At 68.1% G+C, this 17,342-nt stretch carries 8 protein-coding genes; 2 read left to right on the forward strand and 6 right to left on the reverse strand.

Features of this window, described 5'->3' with window-relative positions; genetic code table 11:
* Nucleotides 1-320: 320 nt before the first annotated feature.
* Nucleotides 321-785, reverse strand: a complete 465-nt coding sequence (locus J7E94_RS19500) for a hypothetical protein (RefSeq protein WP_215017106.1) — start codon at nucleotides 783-785, stop codon at nucleotides 321-323.
* A 93-nt stretch (nucleotides 786-878) separates the two neighbouring features.
* On the reverse strand, nucleotides 879-8,060 hold the full coding sequence (locus tag J7E94_RS19505; RefSeq protein WP_215017108.1) for a polymorphic toxin-type HINT domain-containing protein: 7,182 nt from the start codon (nucleotides 8,058-8,060) through the stop codon (nucleotides 879-881).
* A gap of 462 nt (nucleotides 8,061-8,522) precedes the next feature.
* Between J7E94_RS19505 and J7E94_RS35755 the strand changes: the two genes are divergently transcribed.
* Nucleotides 8,523-13,502 carry an FG-GAP-like repeat-containing protein gene (locus J7E94_RS35755; protein ID WP_215017110.1) on the forward strand — a complete coding sequence of 1,660 codons (4,980 nt, stop codon included), beginning with the start codon at nucleotides 8,523-8,525 and terminating at the stop codon, nucleotides 13,500-13,502.
* An 87-nt stretch (nucleotides 13,503-13,589) separates the two neighbouring features.
* Here J7E94_RS35755 and J7E94_RS19515 read toward each other — a convergent pair whose 3' ends face one another.
* On the reverse strand, nucleotides 13,590-15,353 hold the full coding sequence (locus J7E94_RS19515; protein WP_215017113.1) for a biotin carboxylase N-terminal domain-containing protein: 1,764 nt from the start codon (nucleotides 15,351-15,353) through the stop codon (nucleotides 13,590-13,592).
* Between the two features lie 375 nt (nucleotides 15,354-15,728).
* Here J7E94_RS19515 and J7E94_RS19520 point away from each other — a divergent pair, with 375 nt between their 5' ends.
* Nucleotides 15,729-16,205 (forward strand): hypothetical protein, encoded by a 477-nt coding sequence (locus tag J7E94_RS19520; protein WP_215017115.1) that lies wholly within the window; start codon nucleotides 15,729-15,731, stop codon nucleotides 16,203-16,205.
* Here J7E94_RS19520 and J7E94_RS19525 read toward each other — a convergent pair.
* The 3 genes from J7E94_RS19525 to J7E94_RS19530 all read right to left on the reverse strand — a co-directional run bounded on the left by J7E94_RS19525 (nucleotide 16,186) and on the right by J7E94_RS19530 (nucleotide 17,331).
* Nucleotides 16,186-16,806, reverse strand: coding sequence for a nucleoside triphosphate pyrophosphatase (locus J7E94_RS19525; RefSeq protein ID WP_215017116.1), 621 nt, complete (start codon nucleotides 16,804-16,806; stop codon nucleotides 16,186-16,188). The two genes, J7E94_RS19520 and J7E94_RS19525, sit on opposite strands and share 20 nt — an antisense overlap.
* Before the next feature lie 87 nt (nucleotides 16,807-16,893).
* Nucleotides 16,894-17,025 (reverse strand): morphogenic membrane protein MmpB, encoded by a 132-nt coding sequence (mmpB, locus tag J7E94_RS35460; protein ID WP_285440800.1) that lies wholly within the window; start codon nucleotides 17,023-17,025, stop codon nucleotides 16,894-16,896.
* A gap of 96 nt (nucleotides 17,026-17,121) precedes the next feature.
* Nucleotides 17,122-17,331, reverse strand: coding sequence for an acyl-CoA carboxylase epsilon subunit (locus J7E94_RS19530; protein WP_215017118.1), 210 nt, complete (start codon nucleotides 17,329-17,331; stop codon nucleotides 17,122-17,124).
* Between the last annotated feature and the right edge of the window lie 11 nt (nucleotides 17,332-17,342).

Consider the following 17,342-nt stretch of genomic DNA (forward strand, 5'->3'; position numbering starts at 1 on the left):
GGCCGTGTCATAAGTCCCCGCCGCACGATGAACGGGCGGTGACGGATCTCCACGCCCCGGCGGACCAGGGCGTCCAGATCACGGTGGCGGGGCGCCTCCGCGGCGGCCCTCAACTCCGCAGCGCGGGGCCCGGGCCGGAACCCCGGCCGGGGGAACGGGCACGGGTGGCGGACATGCGGCGGCGCTGAAGGCCGCTGACCGACCATCCTGGTTCCAGAACGAGCGAGGCCCTGCCGGGCAAACCGGCAGGGCCTCTTTCGTACACGGCCACGAGGAATCAGTCGATCCCGAAGCGCAGCTCGGGCGAACCTTTGGAGGGATCAAGCGTAGTCTTGAGAGATTTCAAACTCTCGCGGGATCCTCAAGGCAAGTAGATTCATGGCAGGAGTTCGCATCAGTGAATCGAGCCAGGAATTCAGTGTTTCTTCCCCCTCAGGAAACCACCATTTTGATCCGCTCCCGACATTCTCGAGTTCCTTGTCCAGCTGGTATCTGAACTCAAACTGGACGTGAACGTAACATTCATGCTCCCCCGAAGAGTCTGCAACTTCAAGTTGGCGAATCACGTTGCAGACGAACGTCGGCTCAGGGAACCAGTCCACCGGCCCATATTGCCACAGGTATCCGTCTGAATCCGATGCCTCTGGCACCTCGAATTCAATGCGAGAGAACCGGTGGACTAGCTCGGCAAAGCCTCGGTCGGTAGGTCGGTCGAATCGATCGACCTCTTTCAGGAGCGCATGTGCGATTCCTGAAGCCCCTTCCGTCTGATTTCTTTCCGGCATGAATGCCCTCCTCGTGTGACGTGCCGTGTCGCCGCTGCCTTCCTGTGTGCCGGAGGTCTCATCCGAGACAGGCAGGCAGCGATCATCACCTTCCTACGGCCAGTGGCCTCCCTGCAACTGTCGTCTGACGTGTCCTATGACATCCAGGGCCTCATTCCTGTTCCTTGCCCCAGCCATCAACTTATTCACGTACTTGTAGTACTCGTCCGTATGGATCTTCGAGTGCACTGACATGCCGTTAGGGTTGGGTGAGCTGCTGCTGCGCGGCAGCCATACGCCGTTCTCGGCATCATTTACGCCGATACCGAATTTGTCGAGCTGGGCCCTGGCGGCAGCCGCCTTTGGGGAATTGCCCGCAACAATGTGATGAGGCGAGTGAGGCGTGCTCGGCTCCATGTCGCCAGCAGCGTTCATGGCTTTTCTCAGCTTGTTCGCGCAGCCCGGATCGGCGTTGTGGACGAGAACAGGGGTGGCACCCGCGAGCACATAGTACGTGTGCTTGTCGGCAACCGTGAGGTTGTGGACTCGTTCTTGCTGCGTCCGCTGCTCGACTTCAGTGACCTGGACCCAGCTGCCTGCGGAGGTCCGCAGCCATTGGCCGGGCTTGAGGTCCGTGGCATCCAGCCACTTGCCCACTGACGCGACCCAGAAGGGGTGATGGTCGGTGGCAGTCACCTTTTCGGAAGCGTTGCCGCTGTCGCCGTCGGTGTCGATAGTGATCTCGACCAGGTGCTTCTGTCCCTGGCCGACAATCAGCGCAGCTACGGGCTCGGCGGTGGTGCTGCCGGTTTCGGCTTCTGTGGCCAGGACCCGCTCGTCGAGTTGGACGTCCTCGATGGGCTTCGCAGAGCCGTCAGCCATCAGGATCTTCGTGCCAGGAACGAAGCTGTTGCAACCGGGGGCGGGCGCTTTCATGTCGCCGCCGCTGTCGTTGTCCTTGGAGGCCGATTTTTTCGGGCCGTCGGACTTCTTCGTTTCCGAGGACTTGGACGCCTTGCCGTCACCGTCGGCCTTCTTGGCCTTCGTCGCGGAGGCCTTGCCCTGCTTCGCCGCGGTTGCCTTGGCCTCGTCGGCTCGCTTGGCAGCCGCTGCTGCTGCCTCTTGGACCCTTCTTCGGGCCGCCGCGGCTTCTTCCTCCAGTTTTCTCGCTCGTTCGGCGGCCTCCTCTATCTGCCGTTTCCACTCGGCCAGGTCCTCGGCGTACTTGGCCATCGCCTGCTGGTAGCGCTCGACCCGCCTGAGGATGTCGCGCGCCAGAGATAGCTTCTGTGCCCAGCTGTTGAAGGCGTCCCACGCACGATCCAGCGCCTTCAGGATGCGCTTGGCGCGGCCCGCGAAGGGCAGTGCCGCATCCAGGGCGAGGCCGGCGCAAGCGCCCCAGTCGCCGCCGAGGCAGTCGCGGATGTCGTTGTAGCCGGAGGCGTCCTTGAGGATGCCCATGGCGACTTCGAGTGCGATGTCCAGGGCGCTCTTGCCCTGGATCATGTTGGCCCAGGCCGCCTCGGCGTCCGAGAAGTCCTTGATCGGCATCGTGGGAGGTGCGATCGAGAGACCGCTGGGGTCGCTGAACGTGACCGGCGAGTTGTTCGCGTAGACGTACGGGTTCTGCTGCTTGGGCTCGCTGTAGTCGACGATGGGGTCGACCGAGATGAACCGGCCGGTCGCCGGGTCGTACTCACGCGCGCCCAGGTGCACGAGGCCGGTGGACTCGTCGACCTCTCCGCCGACGAAGCCCTTCTTGCCCGGCCAGATGGACGGGACCGCGCCGCGGACCTCACCGTACGGTGTGAACTTGCGGCGGGTGACCGCCGAGGTGGTGGCGTCCACGGACGTGGTCGCCGTGCCGTTCTGGTCACCCATCAGATAGGACGTCGTGATGACGCCGTCCTTGGCCGTCTTGACCATCATCGGGCCGGCCGGGTGGGCGTAGTAGCGCGTGCTCTCCAGCTTGCCCGCTGCGGTGAGTTTGACCTCGGTGCCCGGCAGATACAGCGTGGTGCCGGACGGCTCGCGCTTGATCAGACGGTCGCCGCCGCCGTCGTAGACGAACTCGGTGGACTCGGTGCCCTTGGTGACCTGCGTCAGCTGGCCTGTGGAGTCCCAGTCCAGGGTCTGGGTGTCGCCCTGGATGGTGCGGGTCTTGGTGTTGCCCGCCGCGTCGTAGGTGTAGGACTCGGTGCGGGTGCCGCTCGGTCCGGTGGTGTCGACCTTCTTCAGACCGTTGGCGCCGGCCTGGCCGGGGGTGCCGTAGGTGTAAGTGCGGGTGACGTCCTTGGTGAGGTCACCGGTCGGGTTGTGCTGGACCTCCTTGGTGCGGTTGCCCGCCGCGTCGAAGCTGTAGGAGCTCCAGTACGCGCTCGGCCCGCCGACCTGCGGCTTCGAGCCGGGACCCGCGGCGCCCGGCTGGGCCGCGCAATTGTCCGTCGCGGTCCACGCCTCGTTCATGCGCCGCAGGTAGTCGTAGGCGAAGCACTGGACGTCGGTGGTCGGAGCTGCCTCCGGGCCCTCCTTGTCGGTGATCTTCAGGATGTTGCCGACCGCGTCGTAGTCGTACGACGTGTCGTTGATGCGGCTGGGCGACTGTTCCTTGTCGTTGACCGTCCGGGTGAGGTCTCGCGTCTGCTCGTCGTAGAAGTGCGTCGCGTAGACCTGGGATCCCGCTGGTCCGGATTCGGTGCGCAGGACGTCGCCCATGGGCGAGTAGTCGACCTTGCCGACGAAGGTCTTGCCCTGGATGCCCATGATGGTGGGCAGTTCCAGGTGGTTGTACTTCATGCTGGTGAGTTCGGCGGGCAGGCCGCCGACCGCGGGCTGGCTCGTCCACGCGGCCAGGCCGGTGTTGGGCCGGTACCCGCTGGTGTAGCTGTACGTACCTGCGAGAGCACCTTCCGAAGCAGGGATGGTGATCTTCGTCCCCGTGGGGCGGTACTCGCTGTCGTAGCCGGTGACCTCCTGCGTGTAGGCGTTGCCGTTGACGTAGCGGGTCGAGGCGACCGGCAGGCCAATGGCACCCGGCAGGGTGTCGAACGTGGTGGAGGTCAGCTTGGGACCCGTCACCGAACCCTCATGGGTGGCTATGGTCCGGCCGAGGTCGTCGTATTCCGGGGCGATGACCTTGCCGCGGGCGTCGGTGACGGTCGCGAGGCGGTCGCCCTGGCCGTACGTCATGGTCGACGTGCCCTTGTCGGGGTCCGTCTGCTTGGTCTGGCGGCCGCGGAGGTCGTATTCGAAGCTCCACTTGTCGCCGGCCTGGTTGACGACCGACTCCAGCATGCCGCGCTGGTTGTACGAGTAGAGCGTCTTGTCGTACGCGCCGGTCGGCGAGTCGGAGCGGTAGAACCGCAGCTCTGTCTTGCGGCCTGAGCCGTCGAGGAAGGCCCGGGTGGGGGTCTCGCCCTTGGGCGGGTCGACGGTGATGTTGTCGCCGCCGTACGTGGTGGTCGTACGGGAGGTTTCCTGGCCGAACTTGCGGGAGATTTGCGCGGTCGAGCGGCCGGAGCCGTCGTACTCGGTCATCGTCGAGGACGGGACCTCGTTGTCCTTCGGGTCCCACTGGATACCGGAGGGGGCACCGTCGGTGTAGTAGGCGCCGTTGCTCTTCCAGACCTGGCCGAGGCTGTTGTAGAAGGTGTCGGAGATGAGCCGGCCGCCTCCGAGTGCCTCCATCTGGGTCTGGCGGATGCGCAGGCTGCTGTCGTAGATGTCGTAGCTGGTGCGGTAGGTGCCGTCGTCCAGCAGGCTCTTGTTGCTGATGACGACCGGACCGTCGGTGCGGACGTCGTAGGAGAACTCGCCGTCCGGGGACTTCGAGAGCGGGTCGCGGTCCGGGGACCAAACCTTCAGCAGCCGGCCGAGGCCGTCGTACTGCATGACTTGGCGGCGGCCGTTGGTGTCCTGCTTGGCGAGGATTGAGCCGCGGCCCTGGTCGGTCTCCGTCGTTTCGGTGTGACCGGCGGAGTTGGTGGTGACGACCTTGGTGACGATCTGACCCGAGGCCGGTGTGTAGTCGACCTTGGAGGTCTTCCCGAACACGTCGGTCGTGGTCTTCATACGACCGTAGGCGTCGAAGGTCGCGCTTCCGTCCGTGGTGTGGACCGGAGCGCCGTTGGAGTACCCCGACAGCGACTCGGTGGACTTCACGTTGCCAGCCGCGTCATAGGACATGCGGATGTCTGAGGTGACGTCCGCCGGGCGCTGCAAGGTGGTGGAGTCACACGCCTTGGCCACCGACTCGACCCGCTTCTGGCGGGCGATGATCCAGCGCGTCTCGTCCGAGTCGTACTCGTAACGGGTGCAACTGTCATCGGACGGATCGGTGACATCGCCCAGGTCCGACACCGACTGGGCGAAGCCTCGGGTGTCGTACTTGGTCTCCATCGCGGTGCGGCGCCAGCCGCGGCCGTCGGAGAGCAGGATCCGGGAGTTGACGCCCGTGGTCTGCTGGACGAAGGCCTGCTGGGGCTCCATGTCCTCTTCGGCAGTTGCGCCCTTGCGCAGGCGCGTCGCCGTGGGGCCGTAGATCCACGGGGTGTAGGTCGTGGCCGCTTCGAGCGCGCCGCCTTCGCCGTTGTAGGCCAGGACCTCGCGGGTCTGGCCGGCGTAGAGGCGGTGGTCCGCGATCTGGTTGCCTTCGGAGTCGGTGACCTTCACCGATCGCTTGCCGCCCGTGGGCGTCGCCCGGTCACCGTCCAGGCCGCGGAAGAACAGCGTCTCGGTCTGGGATCGCTTGTCGGGGGCGGAGCCGATGAAGGTGCGGACGCGTTCGTAGCCGCGCCATTGAGACCAGGTGCGCGTCTTGGGACGCATGGTCTCGGTCTCGTCGTCGTAGGCCCAGGCCGGGTTGCCGAGGAACTGGTATTCGGTGCGCCGCGGCGGCGAGTTGCCGTTGCGGTCCTCCTCCTGGACCCAGTCGACGACGTGCTTGTGGAACCAGTCGGTGACGTAGAGCTTCTTCTCGTGCGCCGGATCGTTCGGATCCGGGATCTCCGAGACCACCGGATAGCAGCGCAGCGTGTTGGTTTCCGGCGAGGCCGGCATGACGCGCGGGTCGGCGGCGCGGCACTCGGGGTCCTTGTAGTGGGCCAGGATCGTCGAGCCGGTTTCGCTGTCGATGGCTTCGATGCGGTAGCGCAGGTACGGCACCTTGCCGTCGGTGGCGCCGTCGACGCGGTTGGAGAGCTGCTTGCCGCGGAACTTCACCGGCGGCAGCGGGGTGTCCGCTCCGTTCTTGCCGCTGTGCTTGATCTCGCCGAGCCACAGCGGGTAGTCCGAGCCGTCACCCGTCATCGGGAAGTCTTGCGTGAGCCTCCAGCTGTCGACAGGGTTGCGCTGGCTGCCGTTCCAGACGGAGGTGCTGATCTCGGTCAGGCGCTTGCGGGTGAAGAAGGTCGGCGTGAACCTGCCCTTGCACTCCTCGCCCGCCGCGCAGAGCTGGTCACCGGGGGTGTCGGGCCAGTTCTTGGCGATGTCCCAGGCGACTTCGGGCTTCAGCTTGGCAGGGTCGCAGTCGAACGTCGGGGTGACGAGGCAGCGTTCGGCGACGGTGAAGTTGACCTGGGCCGGGGCCTCGGTGAACGGGTTGTCGTTGCGCAGGCCGTAGGAGATGTGGTCCAGCCAGCCGGAACGGTCGTACGCACGGGCGGTCGAACCGCCTGCGATCTTGTAGTTCGACCCGTAGTAGTTGACCTCTTTCTGGTACCAGTAGGTCATGGCGTTGCCGCGCGGGTCCACGACGTAGTCGAGGTTCCAGCGGTAGGCCTGGTCGCAGACCGCGTCGGCGAACACCGCGTTGTAGCAGGGCTCACCGGGCTGGTTGCCGTAGACCGGCACGTTCCAGGTGGAGTTGGTGACGGGCTTGCCCGTCGTCCAGCCCGGGACCTTGTTCAGGCCGAAGTAGAACTGGATGCCCTGGGGGTTGGTGAACCTCCAGTGGTCACCCTCCTTGTCGCCGTTCGAGGCGCCCTGCAGCAGCTCGACCCGCGAGCCGTCGTCCTTGGCGGGACGCCACTTCTTGGTGGCGTCGTCCAAGACCAGCTGCGTGGAGCCGCCATTGAGGGACATCGTGACCATGGGCGCGCCGTGGCAGAGGTCGCCGGTGTCGTCCTTCGGGTTGTTGAACCCGGAACCGGCCGCCTTGTCCTGGCTGCAGGGGACGTAGCCCCGCTCGATGTAGTTCGAGGCCAGATCCCAGCCGTCGCCGACCCACGAGGTCTGCTGCGCGGAGGCCGACGTACGGCCGTCGATCTGCGCGCTGGAGTAGCCCAGCGACAGCGAGGGGCTCGGGCCGCCGAGGGAGGCGGGGATGTCCATCGGGTAGGACCAGGAGAAGTCACCCGCCGAGCCGCCGGCCTGCCAGGAACCCGACGGGTTCAGCGAGGTGGCCTTGAACGTGCCGTTCGCGCCATCGGCACCCGGGCTCGCGGCCAGCGTCATGCCGCCGGTGCTCGCAGCGGTCGCGTTGACCGCGGAGGGGGCGGAGGACAGGTTCATCCCGGCCTGATCGGACGAGGCGGCCGACTGAGCGGGAGCGTTGGCAGCCGGTGCCGCGAAGGTGGCGATCAGCTTGCCGGTCACCGGGTCGTTCTTCGTGGTGACCGGAACGCTGCCCTTGCACTCGGGCTTGTTCGGAGTGGTCAGCGCACATGAGGGGATCGCCGTGAAGCGGAGCCGGGAACCCCAGCTGCCGCCGTAGGCGTTCTTGAAGGCGCTGTAGTCCAGCTCTACCGAAACGGGCGCCGCGGTCGTGCCGGCGTCGGTGCGCTTCACCGACAGAAGCAGGCTGTTCGCCAGACCGGCCTTCTTCGCAGCGGCCTGGTCGTGCAAGTCGACCTGCAGTTTCACCTGGTCGGTAGTCGCCGTGTCGGCCTGCGGAGCGGCCTTCAGAGCGGACGACTTCGGGCCCGCTGCCGCCGAGGCCGGGAGCGCAGCGAAGGTGACCGGGAGGGTGCCCGCCTTGACGGGGTTGCCCGGGGCCTTCGACGGGCCGAGGGCGAACGCCCCGGCCGTCCCCTGGGCCGACTTCAGGCTGACGACCGGCGGTGCGGCCGCGTCGGGCAGGGCGATCTCAGCCGAGCCGGCCTTCGGCCAGGCGATCTTCGGCGCGGAGGCCTTCCACGACTTCTTCTGCGATTCGGCGGGGCCCGCTGCGGGCTTGCCGGTGACGGGCGCTCCGCCGACCTTGGTGAGCTTCTGCAAGCCCGGCCGCTTCAGATCGGATTCGCCCGCCATGGCGGGGGTGGCGGTGAGCCCGGCGGTCAGCATGCTGAGCGCCAGCACCGGTATCGGCCACCGCCAGACACGCCTCAAAGGCGCACGCAGAGCGTGCGCCTGGGATCTTCTCAAGATTCGAACACTCCAAGCCGTCGCGCGCGGTGAACCAGTCACCGTGCTATAGGGACAACGGCGCTGAATCTAACAAGCGATCAGGTGGCGCGTCGAAGGGTTCCCCGAGAGCGGACTGACGGCTTCTCAGCATAAAAGTGGAGGTCAGCGTTCCGCGAAAAAGTTGTGCGGCGAGGACGTCGAACTTTCGGCGGAGATCTTGTGGGACCCCGTCAACGCCGGGGTCGAGGCGGGATTCCCATCTGAAAACCTTCCCCAAGCTGCTAGAAATCATTCGAACAATCGGTGATCGATTGCCAGGATGGCAGTAGCAGGGCCAGCGGCATGAGGTCGTCTCAACCACCCGGTCGGTCGCCGTCTCGGCGGGGCCACCGCATCACACTTGAGGACCTGTCAGTGAGACCACTACCGACGCGTGCCCGCGTCGACGATCCGCCCTCCCGCAGAAGGTCGGCCGTCGCCACGACGACCGTGCTGACCGCCGCGCTGACCGCCACACTGCTCGGCGCCGTGCCTGTCACCGCCGCCGCGTCGGACAAGGGCAAGGAGCCGCTGGCCGACGCGGCCGCGGAGACGAAGGCGAAGGGCGAGGCCAAGAAGTCCGGCAAGCCGGTCGAGATCCCCTCCAAGCGCACGGAGACGGACGACGTTTGGGCGAACCCTGATGGAACGCTCACTGCGAACCACGCGTTGGTTCCGGTACGCGTCTACCGTGGTGGCAAGCTCGTCGATGCGGACACCACGCTCGCGAAGGCGGCGGACGGGCGGATAACCCCGGCGGCCACCGCCGTCGGCCTCTCCTTCTCCGGCGGGGGCACTGGTGCCCTGGTCACCATGCGCAAGGACGGCCGCGACGTCTCCCTGACCTGGCCGAAGGCGCTGCCCGCGCCGAAGCTGGAGGGCAACAGCGCGACCTACGCCAACGTTCTGGACGGGGTGGACCTGCGGGTCGTCGCTGATGTGAACGGCTTCTCGCATCAGATCGTGGTCAAGACGCGCAAGGCCGCCGAGAACCCGGCCCTCGCCACCCTTGACTTCGGTCTCGAGGGCAAGGGCGTCACGATCCGCAAGGAGGCGAACGGCGAGCTGCGCGCGCTGGATCCGGCCGGCAAGGCGCTGTTCAGCGCGGCCAAGCCGCAGATGTGGGACTCCGGCGCCGAGAAGATCCTCCCCGAGGCCACCGCCGGGACGACGGCCGCGACGCCGGCCCCGACCCCGGCCGGTAAGGCCGCCACTCCCAAGACCTCCTCCCCGCAGGCCCTCTCCGGCGCCGAGGTGCAGACCGCCCCCGCCGCCCAGGCCCCGCACCCGGCGGCACCCCCGGTGCCCGCCGTCGACGGCATCTCCACCGGCTCCAAGCAGGCCGACCTCGGTGTCGACCTCAAGGGCTCCAAGCTCACCCTGACGCCCGACCGCAAGCTGCTCACGGCCGCGGAGACCACCTACCCGGTCGTCATCGACCCGGTGTGGCGGGACGACTGGAAGTCGGCTTGGACGGTCGCCTACAAGCACACCGCCTTCGCGAACTCCGCCAACACCAACTACTGGAACGGCGGCACGCTCAGCAAGGAGGGTCGCGTCGGCTGCGCCAAGGACGCGGCCAATGGTGGGACCGTCTGTGCCAAGACCTTCTTCCAGGTCGGCATGGGCAGCCTCTGGGACAAGCAGATCCTCGACTCCACCTTCCGCATCCAGCAGAAGTCCGCGGGTTCCTGGAGCTGCCAGTCCGGTCAGCTCCAGATCTGGGACACCGGCACCATCAGCCGGTCCACCACCTGGAACAACCAGCCCAGCTGGAGCCGTCTCGTCGACTCCTCCGGCCAGTCCTTCGGTGGGCGCAACTGCCCCGGGGACAGCGACACCATCGAGCTGAGCGTGACCTCCGCGGTCGCCGACGCCGCCCGCCTGCACTGGTCGTCGTGGACCCTGGGCCTGAAGTCCGCCAACGACACCGTCGACGTGTCCTGGCGCAAGTTCAACCCGGACAGCGCCCGCATCTCGACCCGGTTCAACACGCTGCCCGCGCCCCCGAGCGACCGCACCACCGACCCGTCGGTCCCGTGCACCGGCGGCCAGATCGGCACGACCGACGAGATCGTCCTGCGCGCCCGCATCGCCGACGCCGAGGACAACTCCCTGTCCGCCGAGTTCCACTACTGGAAGGCCAGCGACTACAGCGGCACTCTGAAGTCCGTCAAGGTCCCTGTGACCAGCGGCAACGTCGCCCAGCTGAGGATCCCCGCCGCACCGCTCGGCAGTGACACCTACCGATGGGACGTACGGGGCAACGACGGGACGGCGAACGGCCCCTGGGCCGGTCAGTGCCTGTTCACCATCGACCGGACCGCCCCCAGCCATCTACCGGGCGTGACGTCGACACAATTCCCCGAGAACGATCCGGACAACACCGCCTACGCCCGCAGCGAGGGAACGTTCACCCTGAACGCCGGGGGCGAGAAGGACATCACCAAGTACCAGTGGTGGACGGAATCCGACCCGACGGTCCGCGAGGCCAGCCCGGCCGCGGCCGGCGGCTCGGTGATCGTCAAGTACACCCCGACCACGGCCGGCCCGCAGATGCTGTACGTCCGCAGCCTGGACGCCTCCGCCAACCGGTCCAACCTGAAGTCGTACCTCTTCTACGCCAAGCGCCAGCCGGTCCGCGACAAGCCCGGTGACCTCAACGGCGATGGCAGCGTCGACATCTGGAGCATCGACCCGGGCTCCGCCCAGCTGTGGATGCACCCCGGCAAGGGCGACGGCTCGTTCGACCTGTCCAGGAAGCTGGAACGCGGCTCCTTCGCCAACACCAAGTCGCTGGGCCACCGCGGCTCCTGGAACGACACGGACTACTACGAGGACCTCGTCGCCCTGCGGCCGAGCAACAGCGACCCCAGCCGCAACACCGTGTGGGTCTACCCCGGCAAGGGTGACGGCGACCTCCAGCCCGTCGACGCCAACGCGTTCGAGCTGGACACCTACACCGACGAGAACGAGCACTGGACCACCGCGGACCAGATCGTCGTGGTCGGCAGCGTCAACGACGACAACGGCGACGGCAAGGTCGATGACAGCGACAAGCCCGACCTCCTCGTCAAGGAGGGCGCCAAGCTGTGGCTCTACTTCGGGCAGCCGGACGGCTTCGTCGACCTCCCCGGTCTTGAGCCGATCCTGCTCGGCAACGCCGACTGGCAGAACATGACGGTCATGGCTCCCGGTGACCTGAACGGCGACTCCCTGCCGGAGATCTGGGTCCGCGACACGGTCAGCGGCAAGATCCACCAGTACAGCAGCAAGAAGACCGCCGACACCACGTCGGCCGCGTGGATCGACCTGTCGGTGTACGGGGACGCGGCCGTCCGGACGACCTCCATCGGGACGGGCTTCACCGGCGCCGCGTACCTGCACCTGTCCACCGACGGCGACTTCGAGAAGGATGGCTACGCCGACCTGTGGTCGCGTGACGGCAACGGTCAGATCACCGAGTTCCCGGGCCGCCTCCTGACCAGCGGCTCAGCCTTCGGTCCCGGCCGCAAGCTGGTCCTCGGCGGCACGCCGTGGTCCGAGTGCCAGTCGTTCACCAAGCCCGGTAGCACCACCCCCCGCTCGCTCTGTGGGCCGATCCTGGCGAAGTTCCTCGCCAAGGGCGGCACCGCGGCCCTCGGCTACCCGATGGGCGACGTCACCGAATCGACCGACCGCGTGGGACGCTTCGTGCACTTCCGCCGGGACGGCGAGAGCAGTGACACCAGCTCCATCTACTGGCACCCGAACACCGGCGCCTGGACGGTCGTCAACGGCATCCGCACGAAGTGGCTGAGCCTCGGTGCCGAGACCGGCTTCATGGGCTACCCGACGTCCGACGAGAACCGCACCTTCGACCAGGTGGGGGCGTTCTCCACCTTCAGCGGATCCGGCGGCAACGGTGCCATCTACTGGGCGCCCGAATTCGGCTCGAAGTCCATCCACGGCACCGTCTACAAGAAGTACATCGAGCTCGGCGGTCCCAGCGGCTACCTGGGCTACCCGACCACCGACGAGACCAACCACCCCGACGGCATCGCCCGTTACAACCACTTCCGCCACCGGGGCGAGACGGCTGACACGGCGTCGATCTACTGGACGACGACCACCGGCAAGGCCTGGTCCGTACGCGGCACCATCCGCGTCAAGTGGCTCGCGCTCGGTGCCGAGAAGAGCTTCCTGGGATACCCGCAGTCGGACGAGTACGACGTCTACGGCGGCCCCCGCGAGGACTTCTCGGGCGGTTACATCCGCCACAACCACACCACGGGCGTCAGCGTCGAGCACAAGGCGAACGACCGCACCGCGGACAAGCGCACCGACCTGGCGGGTGACTTCAACGGCGACGGCCGGTCCGACATGGCCACCGTCTACGACTACGGCAGCGATGCCATGGCGCTCTACATCGTGCCCGCCAAGGAAGACGGCGGATTCAGTGCCCCCGTCCTCGGCTACGTCACCGGCAAGGGGAACTGGAACAACTCCCACGCGCAGTGGACCGCCGGTGACTTCAACGGCGACGGCCGCGAGGACCTCGCCGCGCTGTACGCCTACAGCGACGGCGGCAACGGCCTGTTCACCTTCCTCGGCAACGCCGACGGAACCTTCACCAGCCTAGGGCGCAGCGCCTACTACGCCCCCGGCGGCTGGTCGGGTAACGCGGCCAAGATCGTCGCCGGTGACTTCAACGGCGACAAGCGCGATGACGTGGCCATGATGTACGACCACGGCAGCTGCTCCACCGGCACGCACACCTTCCTCTCGAAGGCGGACGGCACGTTCAACAACTTCACCAGCAGCTGGCGCTCCTCCAACGGCGGCTGGTGCTGGAACGAGTCCAAGCAGGTCACCGGTGACTTCAACGGTGACGGCCGCGACGACATCCTGGCGCTGTACGGCCACGGCGACGGTTCCGTCGAGATGTACACCCTGCTCGGCAAGACCGACGGCGGCTTCGCGGCTCCGTTCCGGTCGTGGAACCGGAGCCCGGGCAACTGGGACTACAACCGGTCCAAGCTCACCTCGGGCGACTACAACGGCGACGGCCGCGCCGACGCCGCCATCATGTTCAGGTACGACAACGGCCGTTCGGCCCTGTTCACCCTGACCGGCAAGACCGACGGCGGGGTCAACGAGGACGTCAGGAGCTGGGACACCCCGGAGGGGAACTGGTACGGGGAGAACGCCGGGATGCCGGTGTCCGGCGACACCGACAAGGACGGCCGCGACGACATCGCGATCATGTACAACTACTACGCCGGAGGCACTGCGGCCTTCACCTTCAAGGCCCGCACCGACGGCGGGTTCGACAACCCCCTGAAGAGCTGGGAGGCGCCGGCCGGCACCTGGTAGCAGCCGGGAGCCTGACATGACATGACGTCGGCCCCCAGGACCCGAAAGGGTCCTGGGGGCCGACGTCGTTCGTGCGACCTGCCGTGATCAGTCCTTGATCTCGCAGATGGCGGCGCCCGAGGTGAGGGAGGCGCCGACCTCGGCGGTGAGGCCGACGATGGTGCCGGAGCGGTGCGCGTTGAGCGGCTGCTCCATCTTCATCGCCTCGAGTACGACGACCAGCTCGCCCTCCTCGACGCGCTGGCCCTCTTCCACCGCGACCTTGACGATCGTGCCCTGCATCGGTGAGGCGAGGGTGTCGCCGGAGGCGGCCGGGCCGGACTTCTTGGCCGCGCGGCGCTTCGGCTTGGCGCCGCCCGCGGCGGCCGTACGGGCCAGGGTCATGCCGAGCGAGGACGGGAGGGAGACCTCCAGGCGCTTGCCGCCGACCTCGACGACGACCGTCTCGCGGCCCGGCTCGTCCTCGGTGTCCTCCGCGGCCGGGGCCACGAACGCCGGGATCTCGTTGACGAACTCGGTCTCGATCCAGCGGGTGAAGATCGTGAACGGGGTGCCGTCGGTCGGTGCGAAGGCGGGGTCCCCGACGACCGCGCGGTGGAACGGGATGGCGGTGGCCATGCCCTCCACCTCGAACTCGGCCAGCGCGCGGGCCGCGCGCTGCAGGGCCTGCTCGCGGGTGGCGCCGGTGACGATGAGCTTGGCCAGCAGGGAGTCCCAGGCCGGGCCGATGACCGAGCCGGACTCGACGCCCGCGTCGAGGCGCACGCCGGGGCCCGAGGGCGGGGCGAACTTGGTGACGGTGCCCGGGGCGGGCAGGAAGCCGCGGCCCGGGTCCTCGCCGTTGATGCGGAACTCGATGGAGTGGCCGCGCAGGACCGGGTCCCCGTAGCCGAGCGCCTCGCCGTCGGCGATGCGGAACATCTCGCGGACCAGGTCGATGCCGGTGACCTCTTCGGAGACCGGGTGCTCGACCTGCAGACGGGTGTTGACCTCCAGGAAGGAGATCAGGCCGTCGGCGGAGACCAGGAACTCCACCGTGCCGGCGCCGACGTAGCCGGCCTCCTTCAGGATCGCCTTGGAGGCGGCGTACAGCTCCGCGTTCTGGGCCTCGGAGAGGAACGGTGCGGGAGCCTCCTCCACCAGCTTCTGGTGGCGGCGCTGCAGCGAGCAGTCACGCGTGGAGACGACGACCACGTTGCCGTGGGAGTCGGCCAGGCACTGGGTCTCGACGTGCCGCGGCTTGTCGAGGTAGCGCTCGACGAAGCACTCGCCGCGGCCGAAGGCGGCGACGGCCTCGCGGACCGCGGAGTCGTAGAGCTCCGGCACCTCTTCGAGGGTACGGGCGACCTTGAGGCCGCGGCCGCCACCGCCGAAGGCGGCCTTGATGGCGATGGGCAGGCCGTGTTCCTTGGCGAACGCGACCACCTCGTCGGCCCCGGACACCGGGTCGGGCGTGCCGGCGACCAGGGGCGCGCCGGCCCGCTGGGCGATGTGCCGGGCGGCGACCTTGTCGCCGAGGTCCCGGATGGCCTGCGGCGGCGGGCCGATCCAGGTCAGGCCCGCGTCCAGGACGGCCTGGGCGAAGTCGGCGTTCTCGGAGAGGAAGCCGTATCCGGGATGGATGGCGTCCGCACCGGAGTCGGCTGCGGCCTGAAGGACTTTGGAGATGTCCAGGTAGCTGGCGGCCGGGGTGTCACCGCCCAACGCGAAAGCTTCGTCGGCCGCGCGGACGTGCAGAGCGTCCCGGTCCGGGTCGGCGTAGACGGCTACGCTCGCGATCCCGGCGTCCCGGCAGGCCCGAGCAACGCGGACAGCGATTTCGCCACGGTTGGCGATGAGCACCTTGCGCACGATGGCTCCCTCCTTGAAACAAGCTGAGTTTAGGGACAGCCCACACGGCCTTTCGACCCTTCCCCAGTGGTGACCTTGCCCACACAGAATGTGATGCGAGGCCCGGTGGGCTGGGAAACCCTTATGGCGGCCCAGGTCAGGGGGATCCCCGCCTGCACAGTAACCCCGTCATGTATCCAAGGTCTCTGTCCGGCCGGTCAGCGGGCCCGGGTGATTCTTTGTCGAGTCCCTACGAACGGCCCACATTTTCTTTGCTTGATCGCCGTGCGGCGGGTCCTACCGTAACGAAGCGGCCGCGACCCCTTGTCCGCACGTTTACCCGTTAGTAGCCTCCAGGCGTCGAACAGGCTTGTGACGTGTGGGGGGTGGGGCGTCGTGCTGCGCAGACTCGTGGCCGGACTGGCCGCGATCGTGCTCGTCGCGGAAGCGGCCGTGCTCGTGCTCGTGCACATCGTGCTGGGCAGGACCACGGCGAACCAGTCGATGTCCATCGCCGGCAGTGATCCGGATGTCATGTCCAAGGCAACCTACGCCATGGGGGCGGGCATGGGGGCCTTCCTTCTCCTGTGCGCCGTACTCGCCGCCCTGGCCGCGGTACGCGACCGGGAACCCGGCCGCTTCGCCCGCATCGCGCTCGTTTCCGCCGCCGTCACCCACGGCGTGCTCGGCGTCCTCACCGTCGCCCTGGTCGGCTGGGGCGCCTTCGCGGTGATGATGCTGATCCTGTGTCTCCTCGTACTGACCCTGACGCTCTACGCCGGGCGGCGCGAAACCGGAGCCCCGGACGGCGACGTACGGGACACGCCGCCGCCTCCGCCGCCGCTCGGGGAGCTCAAGCCCACAAGTCCGTGATGGACACGCCCAGTTCGGCCAGCAGGGAGCGCAGCAGCGGCAGCGACAGCCCGATCACGTTGCCGGGGTCCCCGTCGATGCCCTCGATGAACGGCGCCGACAGCCCGTCCAGGGTGAACGCGCCCGCCACGTGCAGCGGCTCGCCGCTCGCCACGTACGCCGCGACCTCCGCGTCCGTGGGCTCGCCGAAGTGGACCGTCGTGGAGGCCGTCGCCGAGACCTGACGGCCGTTGGCCGTGTCGATCACGCAGTGCCCCGTGCGCAGGACCCCGGACCGCCCGCGCATCGCCTTCCAGCGCGCCGTGGCCTCCTCGGAGTCCGCCGGCTTGCCCAGCGCCTCGCCGTCCAGCTCCAGTACGGAGTCACAGCCGATCACCAGCGCGCCCGCGGCCTCGTCCAAGGCCGCCACGACCGCCGCCTTCGCCTCGGCCAGCGCGAGGGCCAGGGCGGCCGGCTCGTCGTGGTCCAGCGCGTCCTCGTCGAACCCGCTGACGATCACGTGGGGGGCGAGCCCGGCCTGCCGCAGCAGATTCAGCCGGGCGGGGGAGGCGGAGGCGAGGACGAGCTTGCGCCCGCTCGCGGGCAGCGGAGTGACGGTCATGGGGCCATCGTAGGGGCGCGGGCGGGCCCCTCCGGAAGGCCCCGGCATCAGCGGCCCGCCCGGGCCGCCCACCCGCCGCCACGGCTCCTAGAAGCCCACGCCCAGGACGTAGACGACGACGAGCATGGCGAGGGCCAGCACCACGGTCATCCGCCGGATCATCGCCTGCGCGTCGCGCATGTCCTTCGGCGGCTCGTTCTTCGGATCGGACCAGAGCATGCCCCGATCCTGTCCCCGCAGACGCGTGTGGCGCCTGAGTACGGGTACTCAGGCGCCACCGTCCGTTCGCGTCATATTCCGCTTCGGGCTGAGGGCCTAGCCGGGCCAGTACGTACGGCCCCACGCGCGCGGCCCCGGCCGCGGCAGCCGGCGCCCCGCCACCCGGGCCGGCGTCGACCACTCGTCCGCGACCCGGGGCGCGCCCGACGGCGCGGAGGCCAGCGCCGCCGCGCGCGCTTGGACCACCGCCAGTGCGGCGGCCAGCTCCTCCGGGGTCGGATTGCCCTTGACGACCTTGATCACCACAGAGACCTCCT

This window comes from Streptomyces sp. ISL-94 (genome assembly GCF_018614075.1).
Taxonomy (GTDB): Bacteria; Actinomycetota; Actinomycetes; order Streptomycetales; family Streptomycetaceae; genus Streptomyces.